General features: G+C 62.0%; 12 protein-coding genes. 6 read left to right on the plus strand and 6 right to left on the minus strand.

Going from position 1 to position 13,827, the window contains the following annotated elements:
- Positions 1-17 precede the first annotated feature (17 nt).
- From rfbD to OKA05_RS10115, 5 genes are read left to right on the plus strand one after another with little or no spacing between them, the layout of a single operon-like run.
- The gene (rfbD, locus tag OKA05_RS10095; protein WP_264487009.1) at positions 18-923 is read left to right on the plus strand and encodes a dTDP-4-dehydrorhamnose reductase; all 906 of its coding nucleotides are present in this window, start codon (positions 18-20) and stop codon (positions 921-923) included.
- Between the two features lie 48 nt (positions 924-971).
- Positions 972-2,081 carry a dTDP-glucose 4,6-dehydratase gene (gene rfbB / locus OKA05_RS10100; RefSeq protein ID WP_264487010.1) on the plus strand — a complete coding sequence of 370 codons (1,110 nt, stop codon included), beginning with the start codon at positions 972-974 and terminating at the stop codon, positions 2,079-2,081.
- 25 nt (positions 2,082-2,106) lie between these two features.
- Positions 2,107-3,021, plus strand: coding sequence for a glucose-1-phosphate thymidylyltransferase RfbA (rfbA, locus tag OKA05_RS10105; RefSeq protein ID WP_264487011.1), 915 nt, complete (start codon positions 2,107-2,109; stop codon positions 3,019-3,021).
- Positions 3,022-3,031: 10 nt separating this feature from the next.
- Positions 3,032-3,775: a cupin domain-containing protein gene (locus OKA05_RS10110; RefSeq protein WP_264487012.1), complete on the plus strand. Its 744-nt coding sequence runs from the start codon at positions 3,032-3,034 to the stop codon at positions 3,773-3,775.
- Positions 3,776-3,834: 59 nt separating this feature from the next.
- Positions 3,835-4,494, plus strand: a complete 660-nt coding sequence (locus OKA05_RS10115; RefSeq protein ID WP_264487013.1) for a polysaccharide biosynthesis/export family protein — start codon at positions 3,835-3,837, stop codon at positions 4,492-4,494.
- Positions 4,495-4,586: 92 nt separating this feature from the next.
- On the opposite strand, the gene OKA05_RS10120 is transcribed toward OKA05_RS10115, so the two are convergent.
- The 6 genes from OKA05_RS10120 to OKA05_RS10145 form a co-directional block, all read right to left on the minus strand.
- Positions 4,587-5,780 carry a fibronectin type III domain-containing protein gene (locus OKA05_RS10120; protein ID WP_264487014.1) on the minus strand — a complete coding sequence of 398 codons (1,194 nt, stop codon included), beginning with the start codon at positions 5,778-5,780 and terminating at the stop codon, positions 4,587-4,589.
- Positions 5,781-6,252: 472 nt separating this feature from the next.
- Positions 6,253-8,109 carry a glycoside hydrolase family 32 protein gene (locus OKA05_RS10125; RefSeq protein ID WP_264487015.1) on the minus strand — a complete coding sequence of 619 codons (1,857 nt, stop codon included), beginning with the start codon at positions 8,107-8,109 and terminating at the stop codon, positions 6,253-6,255.
- Between the two features lie 279 nt (positions 8,110-8,388).
- Positions 8,389-9,921 carry a YifB family Mg chelatase-like AAA ATPase gene (locus OKA05_RS10130; RefSeq protein ID WP_264487016.1) on the minus strand — a complete coding sequence of 511 codons (1,533 nt, stop codon included), beginning with the start codon at positions 9,919-9,921 and terminating at the stop codon, positions 8,389-8,391.
- Between the two features lie 138 nt (positions 9,922-10,059).
- Positions 10,060-10,464 (minus strand): VOC family protein, encoded by a 405-nt coding sequence (locus OKA05_RS10135; RefSeq protein ID WP_264487017.1) that lies wholly within the window; start codon positions 10,462-10,464, stop codon positions 10,060-10,062.
- Positions 10,465-10,509: 45 nt separating this feature from the next.
- A complete protein-coding gene (locus OKA05_RS10140) occupies positions 10,510-10,932 on the minus strand; it encodes a GNAT family N-acetyltransferase (RefSeq protein WP_264487018.1) in 423 nt (140 codons plus the stop codon).
- A 155-nt stretch (positions 10,933-11,087) separates the two neighbouring features.
- Entirely contained in the window at positions 11,088-12,896 is a 1,809-nt protein-coding gene (locus OKA05_RS10145; protein ID WP_264487019.1) for an FAD/NAD(P)-binding protein, read from the minus strand.
- Between the two features lie 197 nt (positions 12,897-13,093).
- Between OKA05_RS10145 and OKA05_RS10150 the strand changes: the two genes are divergently transcribed.
- Entirely contained in the window at positions 13,094-13,660 is a 567-nt protein-coding gene (locus OKA05_RS10150; protein WP_264487020.1) for an MOSC domain-containing protein, read from the plus strand.
- Positions 13,661-13,827 lie beyond the last annotated feature (167 nt).

Genomic DNA, 13,827 nt, shown 5'->3' on the forward strand with positions numbered 1-13,827 from the left:
ACCCCCCCTCCCTACGCATGCCCCCCTCCCCCCGGATTGTCATCGTCGGTGCCGCAGGCCGTCTCGGCCAGGCACTGGTCAAACGCCTGTCACGCGACGCAACCGTCATCGGCCTTGCACGGCCTGCGATCGACTTGCTCGAGCCGCAGTCGATTCGCGACGCCCTTGAGCCGCTGGATTTCGACCAACTGATCCTGCCCGCCGCCATGACCGCGGTGGACCCTTGCGAAACGGAGCAGGAGAAAGCCTACGCGATCAATGCCACCGCTCCCGGCGTCATCGCGGAAATCTGCGCCGCAAAAAAGGCGCACATGACCTACGTCAGCACCGACTTCGTTTTCGATGGGGAGACTCACGGTTTCTACACCGAAGGCGACGAGGCCCAGCCGGTCAGCGTCTATGGAGCCTCGAAGCTGAAGGGCGAAGAGCTCGTTCTCGCCGCTGATCCGGGCCACCTGGTCGTCCGCGTGTCGTGGCTCTATGGACCCGGGAAGCCGGCCTTCCCCGAGTGGATCGTGGACAAGGCCTGCTCCGACGCAAACCTCTCGCTGCCGATGGACAAGACCGGCTGCCCGACCTCGGCCACGGATGTCGCGGACATGCTCGTGCCGCTGTTGGAAGAATCCGCATCCGGCGTCTTCCACCTCTGCAATGCCGGCTCCTGCTCCTGGCAGGAGTGGGGGCAGGCCTGTCTCGACCTCGCCCGCGAGGCTGGCGCGCCGCTGAAGTGCGACTCCATCGCCGGCAATTGGCTGGCTGATATTCCCGCTTTCCTCGCCAAGCGCCCGCCGAATACCGCGATGAGCACCGACAAGTTCACGACCTTCACCGGGATTTCCCCGCGGTCCTGGCAGGAGGCCTTGCGCGAACATTTCGCCACCTCCGGTTTCCTTGCAAAATACCAAGCCGCCGCCTGCGGTTGACGCCCGTCTTATCCTTCCTCCTAGCCAAAGCCTCACCCTTCCCACCCCATGAATATTCTCGTCACCGGCGGCGCCGGCTTCATCGGATCGAATCTCGTTCATTACCTGCTGCGCGATGCCGCGGAGGAATTGAGCGTCTCGATCGACAAGGTTGTCACTCTCGACAAGCTCACCTACGCGGGCAACCGCTCCAGCCTCGAAGACCTCGAAGCGGATCCGCGCCATGTCTTCGCCCAGGGCGACATCTGCGATGACGTGTTCGTCGGCGGCCTGCTGCGCGAGCACAATATCGATGCGGTGATGCACCTCGCCGCCGAGTCGCACGTGGACCGCTCGATCGATGGACCGGAGGCCTTCATCCTGACCAACGTGGTCGGCACCTTCCGGCTGATCGATGCCTTCCGGAAATATCTGGTCGAGAGCGGCCGCACCAAGCTTCCGAACTACGGCAAGTCGATCGCCGATGGCGGTGAGTCGGCGTTCCTCCACGTCTCGACGGATGAGGTCTTCGGCTCGCTCGGACCTCAGGACCCGATGTTTTGCGAGACCACGCCGTATTCGCCGAACAGTCCTTACAGCGCCTCGAAGGCAGGCAGCGACCACCTCGCCCGCGCGTATCACCACACCTACGGGATGCCGGTGATCACCACGAATTGCTCTAACAACTATGGCCCGTTCCAGTTCCCGGAAAAGCTGTTGCCGCTCATGATCCAGAAGACCCTGCGCGGCGAACCGCTGCCAGTCTATGGCGACGGCACCAATATCCGCGACTGGCTCTACGTGGAGGACCACTGCCGCGGCCTCGCCATGGCGCTGGTCCGCGGTGCCATCGGTGAGACGTATGTCATCGGTGGCAAGAACGAGATCCGGAACATCGACGTGGTCCGCCAGCTCATCGCCACTGTCCACCAGCTTGCGCCGGAAAGCGCGACCAAGTCTGCCGACGACCTGATCACCTACGTGAAGGACCGCCCGGGCCACGACCAGCGCTACGCCATCGATCCCGCGAAGATCGAGAACGAGCTCGGCTGGTCGCCGCGCGAGGACTTCGCCTCCGGCCTGCGCAAGACCGTCCAGTGGTACTTGGATAACCAAGCCTGGATCAGCGGTATCGAAGATGGCAGCTACCGCGGCGAACGCCTCGGCACCCTCGCCTGAATTCAACCCTTTCCCCATCCTCCCCATGCTGTCACCCGAAGAAAAGAACCGCCTCGTCCAGTCCCCTGAAGATCTCGCCCTGCGGAAAGGCATCATCCTTGCCGGCGGCACCGGCAGCCGCCTGTTCCCCATGACCCATTCGGTGAGCAAGCAGCTCATCCCGGTCTATGACAAGCCGATGATCTACTACCCGCTCACCGTGCTGATGCTGGCGGGCGTGAAGGAGATCCTGCTGATCTCGACCCCGCGCGACCTGCCTGCCTTCGAGCAATTGTTAGGCGATGGTTCCCAGTGGGGCCTTGAGATTTCCTATGCCGAGCAGCCGAAGCCGGAAGGTCTCGCGCAGGCCTTCCTCATCGGGGAAGAGTTCCTCGCCGGTGAGCCCGCCTGCCTGGTGCTCGGCGACAATCTCTTCTACGGCCACGACCTCGCGAAGTCGCTGATGGCGGCGTCGCGCCGCAAGGAGGGCGCGACCGTCTTCGGCTATCACACCCAACAGCCGGAGCAATACGGCGTGGTGGAGTTCGATGCAGAAGGCAACGTCGTCTCGCTTGAAGAGAAGCCCGAAAAGCCGAAGTCGAACTACGCCGTCCCCGGCATCTACTTCTACGACTCCGACGTCGTCGCGATGGCGAAGGCGCTCAAGCCCTCACCCCGCGGCGAGCTGGAGATCACCGACCTCAACCGGGTTTATCTGGAGAAGGGTGGACTGCGTGTCGAGTTGCTCGGCCGTGGCACCACCTGGCTCGACACCGGCACGCCGGACTCGCTGGCAGATGCCACCCAGTTCGTGCAGGTGATCCAGCAGCGGCAGGGCCTCAAGATCGCCTGTCCGGAAGAAGTGGCTTTCCTGCAAGGTCGCATCGACCGCGCGAAGCTGAACGAGTCCGTGCAGAAGTATTCCAAGACCCCCTACGGCGAATACCTCGCCCTGCTCTAACAATCACGCCATGTCCACGATGCACACCGATCCATGGGCGGGTCTGAATCCCGATGCCCGCGCCCGCTTGGAGACACGGGACTACTCGGTCGCCGATCTTGCCCAACGGCTGGCCACTTCCGGCGTCAATGCGTCCGAGGCCATCGTCGGCCGCGCCTCGCTCGGCGACGCGTGGATACCCGGCGTGGAGCTTTTCCAGAGGAAGGTCTATCAGCAAAAGGGCCGCGGCTATTTCGGCGAGCTCACCCGCCTGACCGAAGGCACGCTCGACCGGATCGGCCTCGCCCCGCGCCAGTGGGCCTCGGCCATGATGCACCGCGACAGCGCCAAGGGCTTCCACATCCATCCGCCGCACATTCCGGAAGGAGCCGTGCCGGCGGAGTGGTTCCAGAAACTCTATGTCGACAATTCCGAGGACTACTCGCTGCGTCCGTATGACCGCGAGCAGTGGGACGTGATGTTCTTCCTCACCGGCATCTGCGAGATGCTGCTGGTGGATGAACGCCAAGGCATGCCCCGCCGCGTGATGCGGTTCACCATTCCCGGTGACAGCCGCGCGGGCCCGGACAATGCCGCCGTCGTCATCCCGTCCGGGGTGGCCCACGCGTTGCGGAACATCGGCAATGAAGACCTGATCATGGTCTATGGCACCAGCACGGTCTTTAATCCCGCTTGGGAAGGCCGGATCGCCAGCGACGTGGAGAAGGCCCCGCTCCCCACGGATTGGGACCGCTACCTCGCCGGCGGCGCCTGACCTGGTTTTTAAGACTCGTCTCTAACAAGCTCACCCCCTACATTGATTACCGCAATCCCATGAAAAGCACCCCGCAAACCCAACGGCCTGCCGCCGGATGGCAGCGCCTATTCCGAGGCATGACGAATGCCTTGGCGGCCACCATGGCCGTGCTCCTCGCCGCGTCCTTCACCGGCTGCGAAGGCCCGGAAAACTTCACCCCGATTCCCGCCGAGGCCTACTCGCCGCGTCCTAGCGGCACCTTGGCTGCCGGCGACGTGCTCAACATCAGCTTCCCCGGCGCACCCGAGCTGAATACCACCCAGAAGGTCCAGGCCAATGGCAAGGTCAGCCTGCCGACGATCGGCTCCGTGACCGCGCAGGGCAAGAGCATCTCCAGCCTCCAGTCGCAGCTCACCGGCATGTATACCTCCCACCTGCAGAATCCTGCCGTGCTTGTCGCGGTGGAGACGGCAGCCTCCGGCGTCTATGTCACCGGCGAGGTGATGAAGCCCGGCAAGGTGCCTCTCGACCGGCCGATGACCGTGGTGGAAGCGATCGGCGAGTGCGGCGGCTTCACCAAGTTCGCCAACCCGAAGCAAGTGGTGGTCGTGCGCAACCAAGGTGGCAAGAACCAGCGCTACGCTCTGAATCTGGCCGACACCTTCAGCGGTGCGAACGACTCGGCCTTCTACCTGCGGCCTTTCGACACCGTCCTGGTGAAGCAAAGCCGCTGGTAAGCAAGCCGGCTTCGTCTTCCAAGATCCCCAAGACCCTTCTCCCGCAAGGGACGGCGATAACCTCGCCGTCCCTTTTTGCGTATCACGGGAAATCAATCGGTCAGCAAGCGGTAGAAGCGACGCTTGGCCCCCGCTGTCGCGGCCGGATCGGCAATCTCGATGACGCCGGTTTCATTGACGCGCGTGCCAATTGGCACCCAGACGACCATGTCGCTGGAGGCATAGATCTGGATGTCCGAGCTGAGCCCCCCCTCCACTTCGAAGGACAGCGTACGGTCCGGCTTCACTGAAAAGCGAGTCACCTGGAACTTCGGCAGGGCCGCTCCTTGACTGACGGAAAGAATCACCGGACCGCCGGTCGCCGTCGCGGTCCCCGTCGTCAGCCTCACGCTGAAGTCCCCGCTGTCTCCCGTGGAGAGCCCTTGGAGCGACAGCAGCGGGCCGTTCGCACCAGCAATGGCGGCGCTGCCCTTGAACCACTGGTAGCTCACCGGTCCCGTCGCGGCCGCGGTCACCGCCAGGGTCGTGCTCGAACCTGTCGCGACTGAGAGATTCCCGGTAATTCCTGACACCACCACGGCGGCGCCGCTGCGTGGCAAGGCATCCGTGGGAACAAACGCAGGATCGGAAGAGAGGACCACGCGGTCGAGCAATGTGCCCTGCTCGCGGACGCGGAAGCGCAGCGTGTGACTTCCTTCGTCAAAGTTGAAAACCCGCGGACCGGCTTCGACCACGTGGATCCGCCGCCAGATCCAGTTGGTCGTCCGGGTGCCCTCCGGTGGCGTGGTCGTTCCGTAAACGTGGAAGACCTCCTCGACGCCTCCGTCAGTCGAGAAAAAGAACGAATCCTTGGCCTCGGTGGGGGCCTTCACCCGGCACCAGACGTGGTAGTCCCCCGTGACGGGCGCATTGAAGCTCAACTGCGTCCAGCCGAGCTGCGAATAGAACGAGCTGTCCACCCACGATTCCGTGGGACCATTGAAGGTCGTCATCGGCGCATTGAGCAGGCCGCTCTCCGCCTCCAGCATCACCAGCCGGCCGCTGGTGTCCGGGTTCTGCGCGGCGGTCCCGTAGGTCACCGTGATCTCGGACGAGAAAGAGCTCTCTTGCCCCTCGGAATTGTAGGCCGTGACGGCGCAAAAGTAAGGCTGCCCGGGCGTCAGATTGGGTAGCACCGCCTGCGGATTGCTCCCTGCGTTGAGCACCTGCTCATAAATCCGGCTGCTGCGTCCCCAATAGACCTTGTAGCCTGCCACAGTGCTCTCCGGATTCCGATTCCAAGCCACCGGAACACTGCCTGGAATGGTGGATCCTTGAGACACCGAGGGCGCCATGGCAGAAAGCATCATTGATAATCCAATGAATTTCAATGGGTTAAGAAAATGTTTTAGGCTTTGTAATAATGGCATTTCCTGAATTTAAATTTTTCAATAATTGCTAGAAAGCTTAAAATTCCCTGTTAGAGGAAAAAGTGCCCGAACTGGGTCAAAATCCCCGCCTCCAATGAAAGAATTTTCATTTCCCGGCGGGGGTGAATCCGGCAACGCGACGCAGGCTAACGGGTAGACCGGAGGCGACAATCCGGGCATCTACGCAGTTCCTGATTTTAAACGAATTGCGAACAATGACGCCTTGCGATCGTCCGCTTGGATGCAATTTGCCAAGCGTGTCACATCCCTAAGACGCACGCCAAAAAATCCGCCAAGACCGATGGGGTCGTGGCGGATTTTCTAACAGGTCGGTCGATCCGCATTATTTTTACCACATGCCCTTCAGAGCGGTGCGGCGGAGCGAATGGACGGTGGCCTCCCCTCCCTCGACCCGGAGTGTGATTCCTGCAGTCGTCGGCCTGAGGACCTTGGTGCATGAAATCTGTCCGTCATTGACGAAGGTTTCCAGCGATGCGCGATCGACGAGGATCTCCACCTTGCGCACGTCTTCGGCGATGGTCCCGGTGCTATCGCCCACCCGGAGGCCATTCTTGCCGAGGCGCACTTCCGTGCCGCGGACATTGAGGATCACTGTGGAGCCCTGCGGGATTTCGATATCCCCTTCGATGCGGAAGGCCTCGCCCGACTCGGAGACGGTGACAGTGTCCGCCGTCGTGTAGGTTTCGCCGGCCCAGTCCTTCACCTCGCCCGCCAGCTTGGCGATCTCGCGGACCGGCTTCCGGAAGACACGCAGGCCGGCGGCGGTGTTGTGGAGCGTGAGTTCACAGGGGAAGCTGACCTGCTGGCTGAAGGGTTGGCCGGGGAAGTCCGAGCCGCGCATCCATGCCATCTGGATGCGCCTACCATCGCCGGTATGGGTATTGTCGAAGCTCTGCGTTGCATAGAAAGCGGTGCCGCCGATATCACCGACATGACGGGGAGCATCCTCCGTAAATTTCGTGCCATTGAAGGAGCCGAGCGAGTAGCGGCCATCCGCGTAAACAAGCACCCACTTCTTCGTCGCCGGTGACCCTTCGACCGCCAGCTCGAAGAAATCCGGGCACTCGTAGGCATTCGGGATCGGGTTGTTCTCGTTCTGCCAGGTGAGCAGGTTGGACGAGGTGAAGATGTGGTACGTGTCGCTGCCATACATCACCATCACCCACTTGTTAGTCGGTGCGTGCCAGAAGACCTTCGGGTCGCGTTCCGGGAAGACGAAGAGCGGGTTGTTCGCGTAGTGTTGCCAGGTGCGGCCGCGGTCGAGGCTGTAGGAGAGACAGTGGGTCTTGTTGTCGTTGCGCGACCAGAAGGCGACCATCGGCACTTCGCCGCCTTCCTGACCGAGGCCGGAGGTGTTGTTCACGTCCATGACGCAGGAGCCGGACTGCACCGCCACATCGAGCCCTTCTTCCCAGAAGGCGGGCTCGAGCTCCTCCCAATGCACGAGGTCCGTGCTCACGGCATGGATCCAGCATTTGTTCCAGCGCTGGGCGAACAGGTGATACTCGCCCTTGTAGTAGATCATGCCATTGAGGTCATTCAGCCAGCCCTCCTGACGCATCCCCGGATTTAGCCGGTCCATGGTCCACTGCCTTGCGGTGAAGTGAAACAACGGCCGCGCCGCTTCCTGATAGACGGGAGTCGTGACCACAGGCAGTGCCACGGGTGCGTCGGTCTGGACGAGATGATCCACGAGGATGTGACCCCAGCCGCCGCTGGCTTCATCGACAATCTCGATGTGCGCCTGCTTGCCAGCCCAGGCAGAGACATCCCAGCTTGCGGCGTAGAGACTGTCGGAACTGCGGCCGGTGGCGCTCTTCACGATCTTCCCGTCCACCAGCAGGTTCATGCAGGCATGGCGCTCGTAGTCGCCGCCGCCGATGCGGAAGGAGATATACTTGCGCTGGATCGCGAAGGCGGGCGAGAGCAGCTTGCCCTGCGGTCCGTCGTTGCCGGACGTGCTACCGGAATTAAAGTTCTCGCTGCACGCGACGCCGCTGCCGACAGCATTCGAGATCTCAAGGTTTCCCAAGCTAGCCCCCCTCGCCGGGCCAGCATTGAATGCGGCGCCGCTCGCCTGCCACGGCGCGTAACTCGTGCCCTCGAAATCCGTGATGAGGAGGTCGTCCGCTGCGAGCGCAGCAGTGACGAGGAACGGGCTGAACAAGGCGAAGCGGAGGTTCATGGATGAGAGCGAGAGGGCCGGGTTTCATGGGTGATACGCGTTTGAAGGCTGATTTGATTCAACGAGGAGCGATTTGAGTCGCACCCCCACCGGGAAAGCCACGCCGGGCCAGCGGAAATCACAAACTGGCACCACCCGATCAGACGTCTCGCCCCCCTCGCTCCAAACCCGGATGATTCCACCGGAAGCCTCTGGCCTGTATGGGAGATTGAGATCCGTGCCGGCGGCCCTGCCCACCTAGTCACCGAGCGGCGGGCCGCTTCCCGCGGCTCCCGAAACTCACCGGAAAAGATTCCGGTCCAACGAGCGGTACTGAATCGCTTCCAAGGTATCATTCGGCCGGATCCGTTCCGATCCCGCAAGGTCCGCCAGCGTCCGCGCGACCTTCAGTATCCGGTCATGAGCTCGGGCGGAGAAATTCATTTGCTCCATCGCGTGCTCCAAGTAGCCGGCGCTCTCCGCATCGAGCTGGCAATGCTCCTTCACCTGCCGGGCGCCCATCGCCGAGTTTGTCTGGTGCGGCTTGCCGGCGAAGCGATGGCGCTGGACATCGCGGGCCTGCATCACGCGGCTGCGAATCGTATCCGACTTCTCCCCGCTGCTGGCGGATGATAGCTCGCGATAGTCCACCAGCGGCACCTCCACGTGGAGATCGATGCGATCTAACAACGGTCCCGAGATCCGCTGGCGATAGTTTTCGATCTGCCGCGGCGAACAGCGGCATTCCCTCTTACTATCTCCATAGTAGCCGCAGGGGCAGGGATTCAGCGCCGCCACCAGCATGAACCTCGCAGGAAATGTCAGTGAACCCACGGCGCGCGAGATCGTGACGTGCCCGTCTTCCAAGGGCTGGCGCATCACCTCGAGCGTCTGCCGCCGGAACTCCGGCAACTCGTCCAAGAACAGCACGCCGTGATGAGCCATCGAAACTTCACCCGGTCCGGGATTCGTCCCGCCGCCTAACAAGCCCGCATCGGAGATGGTATGGTGCGGGGAACGGAATGGACGCGTTGTGAGGAAGGCCCTCTTCAGATCGAGCGAGCCCGAGATCGAATGAATCTTGGTCGCCTCGATCGCCTCGTCCTCGGTCATGTCCGGCATGATCGTCGCCAGCCGTTTGGCGAGCATCGACTTTCCGGTGCCAGGCGGCCCGACCATCAGAAGATTATGCCCTCCGGCGACCGCTACCTCGAGCGCCCGCTTGACGTGGTGCTGGCCTTTGACCTCATCGAAGTCGACTTCATAAGTCCGGTGCGACTCGAAGTAGGCCTTCCGGTCGAGGCGGAATGGCGTGAGCACTTCCTCCCCATTCAGAAACTTCCACGCCTGATGGAGCGACTTCACGCCGAAGACGTCCACGCCCTCGACGATCGCCGCCTCGGTCATATTTGCCTCGGGCACGATCAGTCGTAAACGCCCGCAGCGCTTCGCCTCCAAGGCGATGGCCAGCACGCCTTTCACCGGCCGCACCGTCCCATCCAGCCCCAATTCGCCGACGACCATGCAGTCGCTCGCCTCAAGCTTTACGCCCTCGCAGGCCGCCGCCATCGCCAGCGCGATCGGCAGGTCAAACGACGGGCCTTCCTTCTTCAAATCCGCCGGGGCCAGATTCACCGTCTTGGTCCCGAGCCCCAGCGAAAGCGCCGAGGCCGCCATCGCCGACAGCACCCGCTGCGACGACTCCCGCACCGCCGCATCCGGCAGGCCGACGATGAGCGTGAGCGGCTTGTCAGAGTCGCGGGCATTGACCTCGACCTCCACCTCCAGGGCATCGACTCCGCGGAGGGCAGCGGAAAACAAGCGGGTAATCATGCGAACACCTTAAAGCTGCGAAGTGTCCGTCGCGGTGACAAGGCGAAACCGCGTTAGATACGTCGAAGGCTTTAGCGACCGGAAGGTTCGTCAAGTCGAAGGATCTCCCTCAGGAAGACTGCTCCTTTGACAAACGGTTCACGTTTGCGGGTGCTGCCAGCTCTTGTAAACGGCCTCCAAGCTATAGCCGTCTGGGTCGAAAACATTCGCTGCGTAATAGCGAGGATCGTAATGAAGTCGCGCGCCGGGGGCACCGTTGTCTCTGGCCCCCTCTTCCATCGCTGCGTTGAAGAAATTTTGGACCTCGGCCTCGCTGTGAGCCACAAATCCGACGTGAACAGCCTGCGGCTGCGGAGAGCCTTCGCGCAGCCAGAAGGAAACGCGATTATCACGGCCGAACCCCTTGAGATCCGGGTGGCCGGGGGGGCCGTCCTTCCCATCATAGTCGATCGCATGCTCGATTCCGAGCGGGGCCAATGCCTTCTCGTAAAAGGCAACCGAGCGCCCGATGTCGGAGACTGTTAGAAAAATGTGATCCAGCATTGGATTCCTTGTATTCGGTTTGCCTCGTGAGTCGCGAAGGATCACTCACGGCACCCAACGGAATCTCAGCTTGGTGCGAGCGCCGCGCCTATAGTGAGGATCACGCCTTGGCACGGATACCTCTTCACCGCTTTCGCCGCCCACCAGTCGCTCGAGGGTATGCCGGGAAGCATGGTTCGCGGGATCGCAGGTCAGAATGACTTCCGGGGTCACCGTCCGAGCGAATGGCGCAAGCGCGCGGCAGGCGAGCAGGGCGTAACGATGCCCGCGGTGGCGCTTCCGTATCCCATAGCCCACGTGCCCCACGACCCGGTGCACGTGCTCGCTATCCCCAACTCTCAGGTTGATATGCCCGACATCCCTGGAACCGGCGAGAATTCGGAAATGGTAGTAGGGCGCGAGTCCCCTGCTCTTCGGCGTCACGATTTTGGAGAAGTGCAGTGCCACGCCCTCTTCGTGCAAGGCCATCGGAGGAGGTGGCGGAAGGATGGGGAGTTTGGCCATGGGGTTGCTGCTTGAAGAAATCACCCGAAAATCCAGCTTCGTCAAACGACCGATGAGAGGACGACTAGGAGCAGTGCCCAGGCCAGTGAGGCATATCGTCGCCCACCTCTTCCCGCAGCTCAGATCTCTTCGTAAATCCGGGTCACCTCCTGTGGGTCATCCGAAGGACTTCCCTCCCCGCCCAACTCCTGCACCCACGCCTGGATCATGATCGCCGCCGTATCGCTGCAGCACTGCAAGCCGTAGGAATAAGGCCGGACCCCTGAGATGTGAGGAAAGGCCACGTCGCAGAGGCGCGGGTTGCCTTGACCTTCACTGCCGACCAATCGGTAGCTACCATCCACGTCCACTCCACCCAGATGATAGAGCGCCTCGCCGTCCTCATGGAAGAGATGCTCCTTCTTGTCCTCGGCCTGCTCGGGGCCGGAGGAAGGATCGGCGAAGCTGGCGCGCGCCTTCCTCGCCACGCCGCGATCGACCAGATTGGGAAAGGGATAGTCGGATAGGTCCAGCGGCTTTTGCCCCCCGCACTCGACGAAGATCCGGTAGCTCACCCGCGTCTCCCTGCCCTCTTCGTCTTCGATCGAAAGGGTGGTCGCTCCCTCCTCATCAGCCTCTTCGGCCACGCTCGCCTTGCCGGAGACAATGCCGACTTTCCCGGCATCGTAGAGCGCCAGCAGGATCTCGCCCGACTCCAAGGGCATCGCCGCGATGACACTCATCAGGAAGGGCATGACCAGCGAGCGGAGCACCAGATGATCTTCCGCAGGCATCAGGCCCGCGTGGAAATTCAGCGTGTACATCAGGTCGTCGATCACCTCCTTCCAGTGGATCGGCTTGTGGCCTAGGACCGATTTGCGGGCTTCCACCATCTCATGACGCATGCCTTCAAAGGCATTCGAATAGTCGTGCTTGTCGTTCATCGTCTCGACGAAATCCGCGAGCGCGAATTCGCGATCCTCCAGCTTGCGGACCATCTCCGTCATGCCGTCCTTTGTGAATGCCTTGATCAGCGCCGGCCGGCAGACCTTGTCGAAATACTCCTCCAGCCGCAGGAACCCGGCTTCATTGATCAATCCGAGAAGCTCCTCGCGGCTGACGTGGCGATAGATGTCGCGCAGCGGCTCCTCCTGATCGAACTGCAAGTGAGGCAACCAGCCATGCATGGCATGCATCACGATCTTGAACTCCTCCGTTTCCGGAGCGGGCTCGAAACGGAGCTTCCCCGCCTCCCGGATGAAGCGCCCCTGTCGATGCGCCAGGGATGAAATCACATCGAAGGCACTCAGCGATGCTCCCAGCGTGCCGATCGCGAAGTTATAGTGGCATCCTTCTTCAGGGATGAGCTTGGTGATCGGCCATGGCGAGGCGTAGTAGCCCGTCTCTGGCCGGTCTTGCTCGGTCCAATGGTGCCCGGTGGCAATGATCACCTTCTCAAAATCGTGAGACTCGCCGTGAGCTGTGACAAGGGTCACCTTTCCGCCCGGGGGATCGTCTTGCAGGTCGCGGACCTCGCAGCCGGGGTACTCCCGCACCTTGATTCCGAGTTCACCGAGCCGGCTGAGAAGGATCTGATACTGCGAGTGCAAGTACTGGCCGAGCACCAGCCGCGGATAGATTTTATCCGCGCTGATCTCCTCGTCCTCCATCCCGAGGGCCTGAAGGTCCGCGGGGTCCAGGGTGTGCAGCCAATCCACTAGCGAGACCGGGAGTTCCGGCAATTCCTCCGAGGAGATGTTGGCGAGATTGAAGCGGTCGGTGGTAAGCGGGCTGTATGGCATTCCCATGCCAGTGAGCTGGCTTTTCTCGAAGATCGAGATCCCGGACAGGCACTCCTTCAAGAGGCCGCCCTCATCCAGGATGTGCTTCAGGAGGTAGATCGCTGAGGGGCCGCTGCCGATGATGGCAAGGTTCACTTGGGATGACATGGGGAAGTGGTTGGAATCCGGATCGAAGCTGGAATCCCCCCGGTTACGCGGGAAGGCACGATCCGCAAGCGACCTTTGCGGTTTTAATCCGCTTGTCTGTGACATGACAAAGCGGGCGCAATGCATGGTGAACGGCCGGACATGCGGCAATGAGGGGCGAGGAGCGGAAATCCCCTTGCCCAGTAGCCCGACGCTCTTTGAATACCCGGAGACGTCCCGCCCTGCTGGATGCCGAAGTCGATATGGATGCCAACTCTCATGAAGGTGATCGAGCCACCGCGGAAGGCCTTCCCTCCTGGAATGCCCGGCTGGTCCAGATCTTCATTTCGTCGGGGCACGACTACTGGGGACGCCAGGGTGAAGGCCGCATGCAGCATGGGATCAATGCGGTCGATGAGGTCGAATGCGTGGCCGGCATGGGTCTGCGAGGCGACCGCTACTTCAACAAGCGGCCCAACGCCCGCGGCCAGGTCACGTTTTTCGAGCAGCGGGTGGTCGAGGAGATCCGTGCCGAATTCAAGCTGCCCAAGCTCCCTGCATCGATTTTCCGGCGCAACCTCATCGTGGACGGAGTCGAGCTGGCACAATGGCTGGGCAAGCGCTTCATCTTCCAGGGCCTGGTCTTCGAAGGCGCCCAGGAATGCAGGCCGTGTGATTGGATGGACCGCGTCATCGCACCCGGCGGTGAGGAATTCATGAAGACCGGATTCCGAGGCGGCCTGAGGGCCAGGATTCACACCTCAGGAACTCTGCGGACGTCCTAGCGATGCATCGCAGGAACGACACGCATACCATTCCCGCGGTCGACGCCCTTGCACGACCCGGTTACCGAATTTCAAGCGCCTGCCCGGTCTCGACCAATCCCAAAAAATGCCCGCGGCCTACTTGGGTTTCAGCCGCGGGCACAGTCACCACTACCATACGCACCAGG

The organism is Luteolibacter arcticus (assembly GCF_025950235.1).
GTDB lineage: Bacteria > Verrucomicrobiota > Verrucomicrobiia > Verrucomicrobiales > Akkermansiaceae > Haloferula > Haloferula arctica.